We start from the raw sequence: 17,259 nt of genomic DNA, 5'->3' as shown, positions 1-17,259 counted from the left end.
GTTCATGTCAGTCCACCTGACTGGCTACGAGGGGCGATTGGCATTCATCCGCACGCCGTTGCCCAGCTACCTCATCGATCATCGTCTGCCAGGTGGGCGGCTGATAGTTGAATTCCTGACGGAAACGGCTGGAATCCAGGCTACGGTCAATCACCAACTGATCGTTCGGCACGATATCAATCGGCAGCTGATAAGCTTCACGGATTAGCAATAGTAGCTGGTATTTATCGATCGGCTCACTCGAGACCTGATACAGGCCAGATGCGTCAGGATGCTGGAGCAGTAGCTTCTCAATAATGCGTGAAAGTTCCAGGGTAGTGAAACCACTGAAAATGGCTCTCTGAAAGCCTGATACCGATCCTTTCTGAGCCAGCACCCACTCCAGCAGGCTGGTCTTGCGTGAGAGTTCAGGACCGATAATCGATGTGCGCAGGGTCAGGGTGTGGCTGTCCGCCACCTCCCCCAGGTACTTGCTTCTACCGTACAGATCATCAGCGTCAGGGAAGTCAGTTTCTTGATACAGACCCTTGCGCCCGGAAAAAACACAATCGGTGCTGAGATGCACTAGCCGCGCGCCACACAGGCGGGTTAGCTCAGTTAGGCGGTGAGGTAGGAGGGCGTTGATTTCCAGACTGGGAATGCTTTCTTTGGCAGTGTGGCGCTGCTTGACGATTCCCACTGCGTTAATTACGGCCTCGGGGTGGAAATCGGCCATCACTTCCATCAGGCGGTCAGTCGAGCGGACGTCAATGCCAGTGTAAGTACGCCGCGGATCAAATAGGCCAAATGGTGCGTAGGCGCTGAAGTCTTGCCGGACGGTCACGCGAACGTCGTGCTTGTCACGCATATGGCGATAAAACTGGTGTCCGAACATGCCATCGCCGCCGAGAATCAGAAGTTTCATGCTTTGGGCTCCTTCGTGATGCCGCGTGTAGCTACGCTGCCAAGCAGCTCGATCAGTTGGTGTAGCAGGTATCCCCGCTCAAAGTTACGCAGGAAGTAACGTCTCCCTCTCTCACCCATTTCTTCACGTTGAGTTGGAGACAGCCGGATAAACTCAAGCACTGCCCTCGCCAGTTCATCTGGCCGCTCGGCGGCTACAGTGAGGCCAGCGCCAGCATCGAGAGTGACACGAGCGCCCTCACCATTGAGCGCCGCCAGCACTGGGCGTCCGCATGCCAGATAAGACTGTAGCTTAGACGGAATGGTGGCGCGAAACGCCGGATCGTCCTTAAGGCTGACCAGCAATATATCTGCCAGCGCGAAGAAGCGAGGCATGGTTTCCGCCGGGTAGCTACCAAGCAGGTGGATGCAGCTCTGCAGTTCCCGACGCCGGATCTCCTCCTCCAGCCAGGGGCGCTGACGACCATCTCCCAAAATTAGCCAGCGGACCGGCTCGTGCCGTAACTGCGCTGCAGCGTCCACTAGTGTTTCTAGATCCTGACTGACTCCCAGGTTTCCTGCGAACATCAAGTTCACGATGCCGTCCTGCGGCACCAGTTGCCGTTCAGGTGCGTCGGCCGGAATCGCTACTGGACGGTAGAACGCCTCAGCACTGTTGGGGAGATATTCGATCTTTGAGAGGCTCACGCCGTGTTTTACTAATGAACGGGAGAAGGCCCTAGACTGAACCAGAAGCAGATCACAGTGACGGTAAATCCAACGCACTATCCGGCTCACCAACGCCAGTGCGCGGCGGTTACGCAGACTGCCAGTGGCCACCAGACTCTCCGGCCAGAGATCCTGCACCCAGAAGGCTACCGGCACCTGAAACACCCGGCGCAGGACCGCAGCTGGAAAGCCCACAGTGACCGGCGACGGCTCAAAAACCAAAATGACGTCAGGCCGACGTACAAGAAAAGGGCCGAACATAGCTGCGCTCACCGCAAAGGACAAGTAGTTCAGCAATAGCCTAAGGCCTTTGCCGTTCCTGCGAGCCAGGAGTGGCACACGGTGAATCCTGACCTTACCCAGCACATCTCTGGCAGGGCGGCGCGCCTCATAACCTGCAAAGAACTGCCCGAAGGGGTAGTTCGGAAAGCCCGTCAGTACCTCAACCTGATGCCCTTGCTCCTGCAGACCCTGTGCGACATCATTAATGCGGAAACTTTCTGGCCAGAAATACTGGCTGAGAATTAACACCTTCAAAACGACGGCCAACGCTGAGACAAGTGCCACTGGACCATGGTCCTAATCTACCTGCGCGGGACTGTCAGGTACAGACCTGAAAACCGTCAAGGTCGGCCTTTTGCCAAGCGGCGGACCATCACTTCGTCGACGAGGTTCTCTGCTGTTTCGACCAGCGCCTCGTCATCTTTGGCCATGCGCCTGGATTCGCCCAGCCAGGCAGCGGTGCGCTCCACGACCCAGCGACGCCCTTGCAACACGAAACCCGTCGGCACCTCCACGGGTCGTGGAGGTGCGTCCTTTGGCGCCCAGGTGCCTTGCCAGCTTGACCAGGGATGCTTCGCGATCTCCAACGTCCAACCCAGAGACGTGTTGATGTCGCCCGCCAGTGTGCCGGTGGACCCCGCGTCGGCTCACACGAGTTACATGCGGGGAAACACGCTCGTCAAGTCCTGGTCTGCTTCCCAAAAACTGGACGGCGTGCCGGAGAGAGTCAGGCTCGCCTGCGCTGAGTCCAAAAACCTGTCCGGGTCAGGATAGAGTCTCCGGCGGGGGTGAGGTCGATGCAATCCTCGCTCGGAACGCGCCGGGCGAGAGATTTTCCAGCGAGGAATGCGGCCTGAGATCATTCGAGTCGGTCCTCCATTCTTCGATCTTCCGTGCCGCGTCATCCAGCGACAGAAACGAGTGGGTATTCAGGCATTCGTCCCTAAAGCGGTAGTTGGCTGGAACTATGGCCGACAGGGGACGCCCTGCGGCGGTGATAGCCCGTCCCGCACCTTGCAGACGTGATCGGTCAGGCCGATCGTCATGGCCGGTGTGCGCTGGAGATACTGCTGACGTCCCTTCGGGACGTCAAGCTGCCTGCGCAGACCCCGCTGAACTCGGCACCAGGTGTAGATCCCCTGCACCAGATGAGCCAGGCTCTCCCGGTGAATCCTCAGCCTCGCGAACGCGAGGCTTTTCCTCGCCAGGTGCGAGTTCGTCCGCCTCGCCGTGGCATTCTGACGCTCCACCGCCGAGGTGTTGGACTTGTGGTAGCCCAACCGCTGCAGTTCCTCGTCTACACGTGCCCGAGTCCCAGCCGCGCTCTCGGTTCGGACGCTCACGACCCGCTTCCCGGCGTACTCCTTGATGATCCGGACGTGGGCTGAGGATCGCGGGATCCGGTATGCCGTCTTCGGGAATTGCCCCCGCGTCCCCTTTCTCGCAGGCCGATACGGCTTCCCGAACACTTCTGGGAACAACGTCTGGTAGGACAGAAACCCATCGGTGAACAGCGCCAGTCCATGCGGATCGGTGAGGCGTTCTCGGGCACGCACGAGGAGCGACTGGGCCAGGGTGGCGGTGCGCTCGCCGACCTCGCCCTGCATCAGGAACTTGCTGCTGGGATCGATGACGATCGCGTCCCACACCGACTCCTTCTTGCGCCCGACACATCCGTAGCGCTCGTCTGCCTGAATGCTCGTGACCTGAAGGTCACGAGCATTCAGGTCATGGAGGTGTCGCGCGTGGCTTCCGGCAGCGCGGACGATCCGCGCGACCGTGGTTCGGTGGCACCCGACCAGGTGGGCTGTGGTGACGAAGCTGTTGCCGTGAGTGACGTGCTCGACGACGGCGTCAACGGTGTCCTGTGAGCAGCGGGCATTCCAGGAGGGCGTGCCTTTGAGTTCACTGAATTCCGCACCGCATACGGTGCACTTGAGGAGTCGTCGGCGGTGAGGGTCGTATCGTCTGCGGAGCTTGATGGTGCCTTGTTGCGCGTGATGCTGGGCTGGACAGGCGGGGTTCTGACAGACGAAACTCTCGAGTGGGCGCTCTTTTGACACGTCCGGGGATCGGCCCCGGACGCTCCCATTTCAGTGGTGTCGGGCATAGTTCCAGCCAACTACCGACACGAGCAACAAGGTCGCTATCGCCAGGACCAGCGTCAGGCGCTCTAGACAGAGCGCGTCACGAAGTTTGGAATCCTCCAGACCGAAGAGGCCGCTTTTGTCGTCCAGGAAGCCCTCTTCGATCTGGAAGCGCTCACCATACTCGTCAAAAGTGTTGATGCTTGTTGGTTCGTCGCTGACCACCTGCCACTGCTCTGGGCCGTCCGACGGACGGCCCAGAGCGACATGAACCGGGCCAAAGTGTTGCCCAGTGAGGGTGACGTTGTGAAAGCAGCGAACTTCTCGTGGATCGAGCTTGACCTCGCCGACCTTGCACAGTCGATGCCCATCGGGCGAGGCCAGGATCAGGTTGGATTTGATGCGGATCCGGTAATGCCAGTCGCAGAACCGTAGCCAGGCCATCAGGTCCGTGTCGCAGAATCCTCGGTCCGCCAGCACGCGGACCTCGCGGATCCGCAAGAAATCGAGCAACCCTTTGACCCTGGCTAGGACGGAAAGCAAGTGAGCAGTGCTGACTTGGGCGCTGGAAGGTTCAATGACACGAGAGACGAGCGGTCCCGCTCGTCCCCGAAAGAGGACAGCGACGCGGATCAAGCAGAATTTCTCGAACAGGACGCTGGTATCGAGTGCCAGGATCAGCGTGTGTTTGCCCCAGTTCCGCAAGGCGCGGGTGATCAGAGGACCATAAATCCTGATGGGGTCGATAGCTGGATTCTCCAACCATCGACGGAATCGGCGTTCCGTACTTTGCGCCAGCGTCTCTCCAGCGTTGATGTGGGAGAGCCAGTCAGAGAACGTGCTGCGCTGGGACAGCAGCGCTCAACTGACCATCCAGGCTAGGGTCCGCGCATTGCGGATGTCGTTCCAGAGCCCAGTGTGGAGATGGGCTAGCACGGCTTGGTAGAGTCGAGACGCGTCCCCGGTGGCATGTTCTGTCGTCACAAACAGAAAGTGTCCCCTACCGGGGACGCTTTCTCATAAAATTTGTCAGGCCGTCAGGGGCAGACCACTATCCCAGGCTGCCGAACTTGTTCTCTGGAATCAATCGTGCTAGAACGGCGCGGATTGCCGTATGATCCTGCTGCTCAGCATATTGCTTGAGGACCGCTAGATCGTGCTCTAACTCTGTTGGGTCCACGCTAGCCAAGCGCGCACTAAAGATCTCATAATGGCTGGTGGATTCGGTACCTTCACTGCTGGTAAGCAGTTCCTCATATAGCTTCTCCCCTGGTCGCACGCCGCTGTAGACGATACCAACGTGTTGAGCGCCTGAGAGCTGAATCACGTCATGAGCCAAGTCGGCAATCTTAACCGGCTGTCCCATGTTCAGCACATAAACTTTACCATTCTCGGCCAAGCCACCTGCCTGCAACACCAACCTGGCCGCTTCAGGAATAGTCATGAAATAACGCACCATGTCTGGGTGGGTAACTGTAATCGGTCCACCCGCCCTGATCTGATGCATGAATGTAGGAACCACACTGCCACGGCTGCCCAACACATTCCCGAAGCGAACGGATACAAACGCCTGGGCAGAAGTAGCGCGCGACGCACCAGCGGAGACAATCATCTCTGCTATGCGTTTGGAAGCTCCCATGACACTTGTGGGATTTACCGCCTTGTCAGTCGAAATGTTGACCAGACGCTTCACACCATACTTCAGGCAGAGTTCAGTGACGTTCTGCGTGCTCATAACGTTGTTCATGATGGCTTCCGAGGGAGCCATTTCCATCAGCGGCACATGCTTATGTGCTGCTGCATGAAAGACCACATCTGGACGGTAGTCATGAAATATTGCCTCCAGCCTATTTGGATCGCGGACGTCACAGATGAGACCGATGTGCTTAATGTCAATCAGCGTGTGATTCAGCTCTTGCTGAATACCGAAAATACTGTTTTCGCCACGCCCGACGAGAAGAATCAGGCGCGGTTGGTAAAGGCAGATCTGCCGAACAATTTCCGAACCGATGCTTCCACCGGCACCGGTGACAAGTATCACCTGTTCTCTGAGATACCCAGCAATCTCGGCTGTATTGAGTTGTACAGGAGGTCGGCGCAGTAGATCCTCAAGGTTGACATCACGAATCTGGTTGATCGTGACATTCCCTGAGAGGATCTCAAAAACGCCTGGAATGATACGATACCGCAACTTGGCTGCCTGTGACAGTTCAACTACACGGCGAATAAATCTACCTTCAGCTGAGGGAATCGCAATCAAGATCTCATGAGCACCTTCACGTTGTGCTACCTCAACAAGGTTGCCCACGTTGCCGAAGACTGGAAAGCCCATCAGTGACTGCCGTTGTTTGGTCGGTTCGTCATCGAGGAATCCAATCACCTGCAAACCGGATTCTGGATGCCGTTGAATCTCGCGGGCAATCAGTGCACCTGCCTCACCGGCACCAACTATCAAAACCCGTTGTCTCGCGGGCACTTGCTGCTGACGGATCCGATCCTGAAACATTCGGAACAGCAGGCGCGCACCGCCCATTAGCAGGAAGCCGAGCGCGCCTGCCAATAGGGGTACGCTGCGCGCGAGTTGAAGCCACTCACGCAGGATGAACCCTAAGGCGAACATAATAAACGTGGCTGTAGCAGCTGCACGTGCCAGCGTCAGCAGGTCAGTTACACTTACCCGTTGCCACAGTTGACGGTGTAGCCGATACTGCCGGATCACGAGCCCCATTACACTCAGGTTCAGCAGAGCATAAAGCCAAATGGTGCTTGGCGCGCCGCCCTGAATCACTGAAGGTGTACGAAAAGTATAAGCCAGCAGGGCCGCCATGAGCCACAGGACGAGATCAATCACGAACTTAATTAGGGTAGATGTCATAGATATTTCACTTCCCAATGGACCTTGATGACCTGCCTGCCCAGGCGGGGCGCACTTCCAGGGGGCTCTACTGAAGCAGGGCTCCATGATCGTCCTGGCCTCAGCGGCTTCATTCTAGAAACCCTAGTTTGCGGCTTTTGGCTTCTGCTATCCGATGTATGCCTCTGCAGAATCGTAAACCGCACACCAGCCGCAGGTGCACGGTCATGATTCTAGGCTGAGCAAGGCACCTATGATGATGGATGAATCAAACACCAGACGAGCGGCAATACACCACACCTATCTGTGCCTACCTCTCCTACCATGTGCTTTAGGACAAACCTGGAATTTCAGTGGCCCCAGAACGGCATCCAAGTGTGGTGTCAACGGTCAGCGCTCAGCACCTGACACTTTGGGGAATTGACGTGCTGGTGAGTGGAAATGGCGTACTCAGCAGCTCAAGGCAGTTCCAGAAGGCGTCGCCGCCCCACCGCACTGCCTGACTGAGGATCTGCCAACCGATCCGCACCAGACTCACCACGGCCCGCCCCCGCTTGTCCCGCCTGGGAGGGTCTTCCTGCACGGTCTGCGTGCCGACCCGTGCCATCCATGCCAGCGCAATACACAGCAGCCCGAACAGCCGGGAGATTCGTTCGGGTGCCGTCATGTGTGTAGCCTCCAGGCCCAACCCGCGGGCCTTCAACGAAGAGAATGCCGACTCGATCCCCCACCGGAGTCGATAGGTGTTCAGAACGGCCAGAACGGGCAAATCCGAAGCAACGATCACCCTATCCCCCGCGGGGGATAGGGTGATCACCACGTGCATCCACCCGCCATACACCCACGTTCGCTCAAACAGGGTTCGGATCTCTCCAGGTTGCAGGCCAGCGAACAGGTCACGGACGAGTTCGTCATCGATGCGAGTGTTTTCCCGGATGCGCAGACAATGCCGGATCCGCTTCCAGCGCAGGAAAGAACACCACTCATTCCCGATAAACTCGCGGTCGGCGATCAACACGGCCCACCGGCGGGCAGGCAGCACCTTGAGGAGACGGGCGACCAGGAGGATGCGGGCGGCGGTGCTGCTGTTGCCCTGATGCGGAAGAATTGACCAGACCAGCGGGATCACGGCCCCACCGAGGAGGGCGCCCAGAACCAAAATGTTCAGTGGGATTTGACCGTCGTGCCAGGTCGTGCGGTCCATGATCAGGGTGAGCTTGCTGTCAGGGAGCAGCGGAAGCAGGACGTCGGTGACGTCCTGCTGTGTGAGCTGAGCATCGTGGAAGACTCGGGCCACGGTCCGAGTCTTGGATTCAAGACTGGCGTCTCGGGGTAGATGGAGCGCAAGCTTGCGGTGGAGGGTGGATTCGGCCTGGAGCAGTGCCAGAAGCACTTCAGCCAGCCGCTGCAGGGCGTCTATTCGCCGTTGAGGGAGATGGGTTTTCAGATGGATGGCCAGCGTGTCAGCAGGCAGTCGGGCAGTCTCGGGGGTCGTCACAGACCCAGATACCGCCCTTTGTCATGCCCCACTGCGTTCAGGACGCCATTTCACTCAAAGTGTCAGGTGCTGAGCGGTCAGCCATTCCGTCCCTGATGGTGAGGATTAGTAGAGTGGGACCTAGTAGGTTCCATGTCCGCCCATAACGCTGCGCAGGGTGGCACGGATAATAAACAGGTCAGTCAGGGGGCCGAGATTACGCAGGTATGTGGCATCCCGCCGAACTTTCTCTTCGTCGCTCAGGTCGTCACGCCCTGTCACCTGCGCCAGACCGGTAATACCTGGTGGTAGTTGATCTACACCTTTGGCAGCACGCCCGTGAAGCACAGGGGCTTGTGTCATAAGAGCAGGTCTGGGCCCGACAAAACTCATTTCCCCGCGGAGTACGTTCAAAAGCTGTGGAAGCTCATCCAAACTGCTTCTGCGGAGGAACGCACCTAGGGGTGTAACTGCACTGATGCCCTGACGCCGCATGTCCTCCGTCGACAATTGCGGTGCGTTAGAACGCATAGTGCGGAATTTGAAAATTGTGTAGGGCTGATGCCCCTGGCCAGCCCGCAGTTGAGTGAAGAGGACAGGTCCAGAGCTGGTCAGCCGGATGGCTAGAGCCGTCAAGAGAAGAACGGGCAGAAGCAACAACAGCAGAACTCCTGCCAAGGGCCGCTCCAGACAGCGCCGCATGCGCAAGTAATGACGCTGCCTGATCGTTAGACGCCAAGGGCGCCCGTCGGTCTCCTGGTTCTGAGCTGCCACCGTCGCAGCCAGACCTGCCTGGGTGGTGAAGGGGGGCGACCAGCCTGCTTCACGCAGACGGTGTGTATCAATCTGCAGGGAACCAGTCAGGCGTCGCACCATTCCTTCGCAGCGCAGCAGTCGGCCAGCAGTGTGAAGTACTGCAGTCGGGACCGGCCATAGGCGTGGTGAGCGGCCCAGGGCGTGGGCTACCTCTTGTATCAGTCTAGGCGTGCAGAGGTCCTCGCGGTCTGCCACAAAAAAAGTCTTCCCTATAACCACAGACGAGCGCAGCGTAAACACAATTGCATCGGTCAAGTTGCCCACGTAGACCATGCTCCTGCGGTTGCGGACGGAAGCCAGTGGCAGTGGAATACCGTGCCGCACTGCAGTAATCAGCTGGAGGAAGTTTGCCTTGACTCCCGGACCGTAGACTAGCGGGGGCCGCAACACAACAACACCCAGCCCGGTCCTTACCCCTATCTGTGTGAGCGCTTGTTCTGCTTCCCACTTGGAGATGCCATAGGGGTCCGTCGGGGTAGGCAGGTCACGCTCAGTTAGCGGCTGGTCGCTCTGCTCACCGTTGACCTTGACAGAGCTCAAATAGATAAAACGTGACACTCCAGCTGCTGCGGCAGCGTGCGCCAGTGCTACAGGGGCATCAGTATTCACTGCACGGTAGGCAGCCAGCGGATCGGCATGTGTGTCGTTCATTACATGGACGCGCGCTGCAAGATATACCACGTACGTAACACCACGCAGAGCAGAACTCCAGTCGACTTCCTCGCTTAGGTTCCCGAGAAGGTGGTGACGTACGCCAAGTGGCAGCTGTTGAGGCGAGCGGGAAGCGGCCACCACATGGTAACCGTGGTCAAGCAGCACCTGACAGAGCATCTGGCCCACGAACCCAGAGGCGCCGACCACTAACACAGTTGCTTGAGTCGTCACGGCTGCTTAACCCTGATGCCACACGTATCGATTGACGTAATCAGTGTAGCTCAGGATCAGGCGCAGCACCTTGTCGGAAACGTTGGGCATGCTGTAGTCAGCAGCGAGACGAAGCTGACGCTGTTCACCGCGGGGCTGCTGATCGAGCACTGCGATCGCCTGTAGGACACGGTCAGGACTCAGGCCTGTCATAATGACTGCAGTTTCCTCCATGCCTTCGGGACGCTCATGGGTGTCACGTAGCGTCAGGGCCGGGAAATTAAGAATGGACGACTCTTCACTGATAGTGCCACTGTCGGATAGCACTGCCCTCGCCTGCATCTGCAGGTGTACGTACGCAAAGAATCCTAGCGGCTTCATGAACTCCACCAGGGGGTGGAAGCTCAACCCCGCGGCGGCGATGCGTTTCTGTGTCCGGGGATGTGTGGAGAAGATGATGCGCTGCCCGTACTGCTGCGCCAGAGCGTTCAGGGTGACGGCAAGCGCAGCCAGCCTCTCCGGAGCGTCCACGTTCTCTTCCCGATGAGCGCTTACCACGAAGTATCCACCGCGCTCTAGGCCCAGCTCGGCCAGGATGGCGGACCGCTCGATCTGCTTACGGTAATGGGCCAGCACCTCGAACATAGGGCTTCCGGTCTTGATGACGCGCGCCGGGTCAAAATTTTCTCTCAGGAGATTCTCGCGGGCGATATCACTGTAGGGTAGATTGACATCGCTCGTGTGGTCTACGATTTTGCGGTTTGTTTCTTCCGGAACGCGCTGATCGTAGCAGCGGTTACCAGCCTCCATGTGGAAGATCGGGATTCTGCGGCGCTTAGCCGGGATGGCTGCCAGGCAACTGTTGGTGTCGCCCAGCAGCAGCAACGCCTCGGGCTGGTGCTCTTGCAGCTGGAGGTCAACCTTGATCAGGACCTGCCCGATGGTCTCAGCGGCGCTGCTCCCAGCAGCGTTCAAAAACGCATCGGGCCGCCGCATGCCGAGCTCCTTGAAGAAGATGTCGTTGAGTTCATAATCGAAGTTCTGTCCCGTGTGAACCAAGACATGCTCAGTGTGTTCATCCAGCTTGGCGATCACCCGTGACAGTCGAATGATCTCGGGGCGGGTGCCCACCACGGTCATGACTTTCATGCGTTTCATCGCTGGCCTGCCAACTTAAGTTCACGCTGGACATCGGGCAGCAGGAGCAGCAGCTGCTCGATTTCGGGCACAGTTAAGCGTCGCGTATTATGCGAGGTGTAATCTTCACGAGTCTTCTCTTCCTGCTGTCCTTCCGTGAAGTACTTGGCGTAGTTGAGGTCGCGGTCGTCCATAAAGACCCGCAGGTAATCGCCCATGTCCTCAGCGCGCACCAGCTCACCAGCGGTGGTAAGGGTCTCGAAAAGTTTCTCCGCGTGCCGGGTGCCGATCACTTCAATGGGCACGTCGGAATGGAAGAGGTTCTTCAGCGCCTGAGCGAGATCCTGCACGGTACTGGCCGGCGCCTTACGCACGAAGATATCGCCCTGACGGGCGTTTTCAAAAGCAAAGAGCACCAAGTCAATTGCGCTGCGCAGCGAGAGAAGAAAGCGCGTCATATCAGGGTCGGTCACAGTCAGCGCCTGGCCCTGCTTGATTTGGTTAATGAAAAGCGGAATTACGGAGCCCCGCGAGTACATGACGTTGCCGTAGCGGACGGAACTGATTTTGGTATCACCTTCACTCAGTCCGCGTGCGGCAGCCTGCGCTACCTTCTCCATCAGGCCCTTGGTCATCCCCATGGCATTCACTGGAAGAACTGCCTTGTCAGTGCTCAGACACACCAGCGATTCAATCTGGTGGTTGATAGCGGATTCCACGACGTTATGGGAACCAATGACATTGGTCATCAGTGCCTGCATGGGAAAGAATTCGCAGGAGGGCACCTGTTTAAGCGCAGCCGCATGGAAGGCCAAGTTTACGCCCCGCATAGCCTGATCTACACTGTCCCGGTCGCGAATATCGCCGATATAGAACCGTACACGCTGGTCCTTAAGTTTCAGGCGCATCATCTCCTGCTTCAGTTCATCACGGCTGAAAACTCGGATTTCCTTCACATCGGTCTCGCGAATTACATCGAGAAGCTCATGTCCGAAAGAACCAGTACCACCGGTAATCAAGACGGTTTTGCCTGCAAAATCTTGAGTGTTCATAATTGACCTCGCTTAAAGGGTTGAGTAAAGAGGGCAATGTTCTGCTGCCGCACTTGCGGCTGCTGCTCTATAGCTTGTGCGTAAGCTTGACAGCGCGCTCCTATAGCCTCCCGCTCCTGCGGAGAATGGCCCACCAGCACTTCCACGGCAGCGACAAAGCTTTCTGGCGCCTCCAGCGGCAGCACGTATCCGACCCCAGCTTCTTCGAAGTCACGCCAGGGGGTGCGGTCGCTGAGAATGACAGGCGTTCCAGCGGACAGTGCCTCTGGAATCACGTGACCATAATTTTCTCCACCGGTCGGGAACAGAAAAGCACCGTAATGACTAAATGTGGTACGCACCTGCTCATGCGCCAGTACGCCACAATACTGTACTTGAACATGAGACGGCAGGGTCTTGATGTGAGCCTGACACTCTTCCCAGTAGCTGGTGTCCTCGATAGGTCCGTAGATGTCGAGGCTGACTGGAAAGCGAACCTTTGCCAGGCACTGCAGCGCATAATGCAGATTCTTGTTGCGGCAAATGCGTGAGAGGTAGATCAGGTCCCTGTCATGTGTCCAGGTCTTGTGGCTTTGACTCACTGAGAAAGGGTCAGGGGCCACCATGACATCGTTGCGTTCGCCGAGAATCTGCTTCAGTTCCTGAGCCTCGTAAGCGCTGGACACCTGCCAGCGCAGGCCACGCAGCAGACCCATGCGGTCGACGAGTTGCCGGTAGAGTTCTTTCTTCGCACCCTTCAAAACATAGGCAGCTCGAGAGAATTCACCACGCGGTGCAAGAATCACGTCCATCTTTATCTGTCCCAGGCGGCGCAGTAAAAGGAAACTGAAACTAAGTGGGGAGAAGAAAGAGTTAAGATAAAGGGTAGTCGCTCCCGACAGCTGCGCGTACTGTGTGAGATCGCGCAACGTGAGCTTCGAGTCGTCAAGGTAGATCACATCCGCTTTGCCGACGCGCATGATCCGACCGGCCGGCATGTGATCGTAAACCTTGCCGTCAATATCCCTGCGCCGCGTCAAGATCAGGAAGCGCATTTCGTCACCTAGTAGTTCGGTCAGGTTGACGATAGTTGTAACTGGTCCACCCGCCTTACGACTAGGGAGGTAATAGTCCAAGATGACCAGAACGTCATAGTTCAGTTGGGGCGTCATAAAATGGTGGTCTCCAAAAAGCTCAGGATACGCCGACCCTGAAATGCCCAGCTTTTATTCATCTGGGCGAATTCCTGACCCCGCTGTGCCCTTGACCGCGCGGCAGGCAGCGTACTCATCACCTGCTCAATACCGGTCGCTAGTGCGCGAGGTGACTCATCCAGCAGGAGCTCTAAAAATGGCAGGTATTCTTCAGGCAGACTGCGAAAACGGGTGGAGACCACAGGTATCCCTGCAGCGAGGTACTCGATCAGTTTCGATGGAAAAACGTACCGGCTGTCGAGTCGCTGATCACTGCGGTGATTGACTAGAAGGTCACCTTTCGCATATAGACGTCGCAGTCCGTCCATGTCCAGAAGGCCGTGGTACACGATGCGGTCATCTGCGGCTGCATAGGCCTGCACTGCCGAGCACATACGCCCCTGGCCAGCGATGTGCAAGCGAACGTGGTCGGGCAGCCAAGCCATAGCGTCCATCAGGACATCCACGCCGTTGTACTTTTCCAGCGCACCCGCAAAAACGATGTCGAAGGTCGTATCGGATGTGAAGGCCGTTGGGGCGTAAGTTTGCTGCTCCTTATTCAACCCTCCTTCGACAATCAGGGTAGGCCGACCTGGCATAAGATCGCGACCGATCAAGGCTGTGCCGGTCACCGCAGCAGGAAGCAGCGGCAGGATCCAGGTGGCCCAACGATATTCCAGCCGCTGTAACGGTCCGTCCGGGACAGTAGCTCCGGGTACATCGACGTCATATACCACAGGAACGTACGGAACGCACAGAAGACGGGACAGCAGCAGCAGTGGAGCCGAGATAAAGGTGTTGACGTTGTAGCTCATCAGCACATGAGGTTTTGTCCGCCTGATCTGGTACCAGCCTTGAAACACAAAGGCGCATGCAAGTGAAACCTGTTTCAAGTAGGGGATGTTGACAAAGGGCACGAGGCGCTGTTTATATCCACTTGAGAGCCGCTGACCACGCACCCACCACCGAAGACTTCTGGGGAAGGCTGGCACCGGCTGAAATGACAGCACGCTGATGTGAGCTCCCGCTTCAGCAATACCAGTGAGCATCCCTTGCTGGGCCAGATTACCGGCACGTGAAAATGCTGACGTGCGGTATTGAGCTGTGTCAGGGACGACACTCCCAATAAACAGAATCTTGAGGGGCTGGGACATCAGGTGGACCTCCGGCTCGATAGGGTAAACCGTATGCCATGCCGCCTAGTGATCCATATAAAGAAAATCACAAGATAGGTCCAGAGTGCCTCACCGCTTTGGCCAATCTGGTTGTTAGAAGAGAAATAAAACACGACAATAACATGAAGAGACACAAGGTTCAGCGCCCAGATGTCTCGTGTTTCAATGGTGTCACGCCAAGTTGTGTAGAGAATCATACCTAACAGCAGACAGAAGATTGGAATCCCCCAGAAGCTAAGGTCTGACGCAAGCCAAAGATACATAGAGGACCAGTAACGTTCCTTGAGCCACCCGTACTTTTCAATTCGAGCGGGATAAGTCTGTTCTTCTAAATCTCCGATCCCTGTCAATGTTTCAAATTGTCTAAGCATAAACGGAGAAGTACCTAATCCATACAAGGGAATGAACGGTTCGCGTAAAGCGAGCCCCATTGCGAAATACCCCTGAGTAATGTAGTTCGACAAACCAACTACCAGAATCTGCCCACTCTTGGGAACTGCTTGCAATATGACGTTTTGGGCATCTACTCTGGTATTTCCAGGAGGGAAATACCCTGACACAATTGAGGATCCAGCTCGCGAATTCATAGTGGCCGAGAAAAAACTCATAAACATGCCAGCCAACGCTATTATAATGATGGTTCCCACCACGACACGTTTTACGTTTAATGATATCAAACCGGCAGCCACAGCAGTCATAAGAAGTATAGGTACCGTTACTGCGTAGTCTCCAATAGCCTTATTGGTGCCCATTGCCACGAACAGCGCCATGTTTAAAACAATAAGAGTTACTGACCAGAAGCGCGCCCCATATCTTATCCTCGTCCAATAGAAGATCGCTATAGGAAAGTAGAGATAGAGCAACGGTCCTAGCAGAATACGTACGTACTCGACAGCAGCACCTGCACCGCTCTCGCGATATACCAGTGAGCGTGCATAGGCCTCTCCCGGTGCCCGTAGGCCTCCAAGAACATCTGGGAGTGGGAAGCCGGTACGGGCCAGAGAGGTAAGTGGAAAAATCAAAAAGTTTACAAGCAGTGAAGCCGTGAAGAGCTTGTGAACGTTTCCTGTACGACTGACAGGGGGCCTGTATAGCGCGTGAGCCAACAGGTAACCACCTGCTAGCGACGCTTGGTACAAGAGGGAGAAGAACAGGATCTCATTGCTGCTTTTGTTGTAATACTCCCATGGGCCAAAACGGAATAACAATACGGTGAGCAATAGATAGGCTTCGAAGAAAACCAGCGGGATCATTAGAGTTAGCAAAGAAGTCTTACGTGTCACGAGGCTCCCGCTCTTCAGGCATATGCTTCAGCATAACCAGCGCGAACCCGCTTGAAAAGGCTGCAAGCAGGAGTAGAGCCAGCCAAATGTTGATTTCTCGCCCTAAACTTACTAGCACAAGACCCACGATTACAACCCACCACTGTGAGTCTGGCACAGTCAGCTTAGCCGCATTGCGGGCAGCCATAACCATGAGACTCAAAGTAGCAACTCCCAACCCAGCTATTAGTATGCCTTTGACTCCAAATGTACGGCCCACAGTTATGACAAGTGCCAGTTTCACTATCGCTTCAATAATAAGCATGACAAAGGCGAATTGTGGAGCCACCATGGCACGGTTCATAGTATTGTGAAGATATGCTCTTGTACTTAAAAATCCCTGTAGGGCAATAAGTGTGTTAATCAGGCTGCCCAGATAAAATCCAGGACCAAGCCAAACTTGCATAAACCACTGATTGAATACAATGAAAATCCCGCCCAAGCCGAACGAGAGCAGACTATGGAGCCCAAGTAGCCTCCGGTATGATTCGCGACTGCCAGCCACGCCATCTCGTGCGAATATATGTGAAAACCCTGCAAAGTTAGCAGCACCTAAGGTCTCCACAATACTTCGAGCCACATCAGCGGTGCGGCGCATCGTATTGAACTGCGTAGCAACGTGCGGACCGAGCAGTGAGGCCATCAAAAAGTTATCGCTCTGATTGCTAACTGCATACCCTATGGCACCCAGGCCACTGTAAGGCATAATGGCTAGACCTTCACGCAAATGGCGTTTGCTGGGGATACCGACAAATACCTGTTGCTGTCGACAAAAAATTGCAAAGGCTACTGCGCCACCTGCAAAAGCTACCAGCGCTCTGACGAACATGCCGTAGGCGACCGAGCGCACGCCACCGCCGTGAGTCAGGAACCACCAGCTGATCACGATACCAAGAATACTGCCAAAAACGACAGAAACCATAGTCATCAGCGGCGCTTGTAGCGCTCGAGCAAGACCCGTAAAGGCATAACTGCCAATTGTCAGCGCCACTGCCCAAAGCCCCCAAGTAAAAGCTGATTTCAGGTCCTGCTCTGCCATAGGAGAAAGCCTAAAGGGATGGTAAATTAGATGGGCAACTAAAGGTCCAGCCACAACAATACCTACGGCCAGTGTCAGTAGAATTATAAGGGTGCTTGAAAACCAGTGGCTCAAGTCCTTGATATCCCGCTGGGCATATGCAGCACTCATTTTTTGAATAGCATAGTTGGTCAGCCCAAAGTCAAAGGCCTGCAACCATAAGAGTAGATCACTAGAACCCACCCATGCGCCATTTACCTTTATTCCTACAGTACGAATCAGAAGCGGGGTCAGAAACAACAACTGTACTGTCAGAATTCCAAAGTTTAAGAGTGTCCCTAAAAAGGTAATTCTGGATGCCAAACGCAGCTGACGGTCACTAAAGCCCATTT

At 56.1% G+C, this 17,259-nt stretch carries 14 protein-coding genes and 1 pseudogene; all 15 read right to left on the bottom strand.

All coding sequences use genetic code 11. The annotated features are described in order from the left end of the window. Positions 1-7: 7 nt before the first annotated feature. The 15 genes and pseudogenes from LAJ19_RS00365 to LAJ19_RS00290 all read right to left on the bottom strand — a co-directional run bounded on the left by LAJ19_RS00365 (position 8) and on the right by LAJ19_RS00290 (position 17,257). Complete coding sequence (locus LAJ19_RS00365) at positions 8-904, bottom strand: dTDP-4-dehydrorhamnose reductase family protein (protein ID WP_225476371.1); 897 nt, start codon at positions 902-904, stop codon at positions 8-10. Beyond that, positions 901-2,178 carry a glycosyltransferase family 4 protein gene (locus LAJ19_RS00360; RefSeq protein WP_225476370.1) on the bottom strand — a complete coding sequence of 426 codons (1,278 nt, stop codon included), beginning with the start codon at positions 2,176-2,178 and terminating at the stop codon, positions 901-903. The genes LAJ19_RS00365 and LAJ19_RS00360 overlap by 4 nt, the downstream gene beginning before the upstream one ends. A gap of 56 nt (positions 2,179-2,234) precedes the next feature. Further along, positions 2,235-2,387: a hypothetical protein gene (locus LAJ19_RS00355; RefSeq protein WP_432804216.1), complete on the bottom strand. Its 153-nt coding sequence runs from the start codon at positions 2,385-2,387 to the stop codon at positions 2,235-2,237. A gap of 271 nt (positions 2,388-2,658) precedes the next feature. Beyond that, a pseudogene (locus LAJ19_RS00350) lies at positions 2,659-2,850 on the bottom strand (integrase core domain-containing protein); the annotation flags it as partial. 8 nt (positions 2,851-2,858) lie between these two features. Further along, on the bottom strand, positions 2,859-3,956 hold the full coding sequence (locus LAJ19_RS22000) for an IS1 family transposase (protein ID WP_432804215.1): 1,098 nt from the start codon (positions 3,954-3,956) through the stop codon (positions 2,859-2,861). Positions 3,957-3,986: 30 nt separating this feature from the next. Continuing rightward, complete coding sequence (locus tag LAJ19_RS00335) at positions 3,987-4,742, bottom strand: transposase (protein WP_225476367.1); 756 nt, start codon at positions 4,740-4,742, stop codon at positions 3,987-3,989. 289 nt (positions 4,743-5,031) lie between these two features. Further along, positions 5,032-6,831 carry a polysaccharide biosynthesis protein gene (locus LAJ19_RS00330; protein WP_349774814.1) on the bottom strand — a complete coding sequence of 600 codons (1,800 nt, stop codon included), beginning with the start codon at positions 6,829-6,831 and terminating at the stop codon, positions 5,032-5,034. Positions 6,832-7,231: 400 nt separating this feature from the next. Beyond that, positions 7,232-8,332 (bottom strand): IS4 family transposase, encoded by a 1,101-nt coding sequence (locus LAJ19_RS00325; protein WP_432804214.1) that lies wholly within the window; start codon positions 8,330-8,332, stop codon positions 7,232-7,234. Positions 8,333-8,452: 120 nt separating this feature from the next. Beyond that, positions 8,453-10,012 (bottom strand): hybrid nucleoside-diphosphate sugar epimerase/sugar transferase, encoded by a 1,560-nt coding sequence (locus LAJ19_RS00320; protein ID WP_225476365.1) that lies wholly within the window; start codon positions 10,010-10,012, stop codon positions 8,453-8,455. A 6-nt stretch (positions 10,013-10,018) separates the two neighbouring features. Then, positions 10,019-11,149 (bottom strand): non-hydrolyzing UDP-N-acetylglucosamine 2-epimerase, encoded by a 1,131-nt coding sequence (wecB, locus tag LAJ19_RS00315; RefSeq protein WP_225476364.1) that lies wholly within the window; start codon positions 11,147-11,149, stop codon positions 10,019-10,021. Continuing rightward, a complete protein-coding gene (locus LAJ19_RS00310; protein ID WP_225476363.1) occupies positions 11,146-12,180 on the bottom strand; it encodes a polysaccharide biosynthesis protein in 1,035 nt (344 codons plus the stop codon). Before LAJ19_RS00310 ends, wecB begins: the two co-directional genes overlap by 4 nt. Then, the gene (locus LAJ19_RS00305) at positions 12,177-13,331 is read right to left on the bottom strand and encodes a glycosyltransferase (protein ID WP_225476362.1); all 1,155 of its coding nucleotides are present in this window, start codon (positions 13,329-13,331) and stop codon (positions 12,177-12,179) included. Before LAJ19_RS00305 ends, LAJ19_RS00310 begins: the two co-directional genes overlap by 4 nt. Then, on the bottom strand, positions 13,328-14,506 hold the full coding sequence (locus tag LAJ19_RS00300) for a glycosyltransferase (RefSeq protein WP_225476361.1): 1,179 nt from the start codon (positions 14,504-14,506) through the stop codon (positions 13,328-13,330). The genes LAJ19_RS00305 and LAJ19_RS00300 overlap by 4 nt, the downstream gene beginning before the upstream one ends. Further along, positions 14,506-15,810, bottom strand: a complete 1,305-nt coding sequence (locus LAJ19_RS00295; protein ID WP_225476360.1) for a hypothetical protein — start codon at positions 15,808-15,810, stop codon at positions 14,506-14,508. The genes LAJ19_RS00300 and LAJ19_RS00295 overlap by 1 nt, the downstream gene beginning before the upstream one ends. After that, entirely contained in the window at positions 15,800-17,257 is a 1,458-nt protein-coding gene (locus tag LAJ19_RS00290; RefSeq protein ID WP_225476359.1) for a lipopolysaccharide biosynthesis protein, read from the bottom strand. Before LAJ19_RS00290 ends, LAJ19_RS00295 begins: the two co-directional genes overlap by 11 nt. Between the last annotated feature and the right edge of the window lie 2 nt (positions 17,258-17,259).

The sequence above is a fragment of the Deinococcus taeanensis genome (assembly GCF_020229735.1).
GTDB classification, from domain to species: domain Bacteria; phylum Deinococcota; class Deinococci; order Deinococcales; family Deinococcaceae; genus Deinococcus; species Deinococcus taeanensis.
This window is presented reverse-complemented; position numbering and strand designations above follow the sequence as displayed.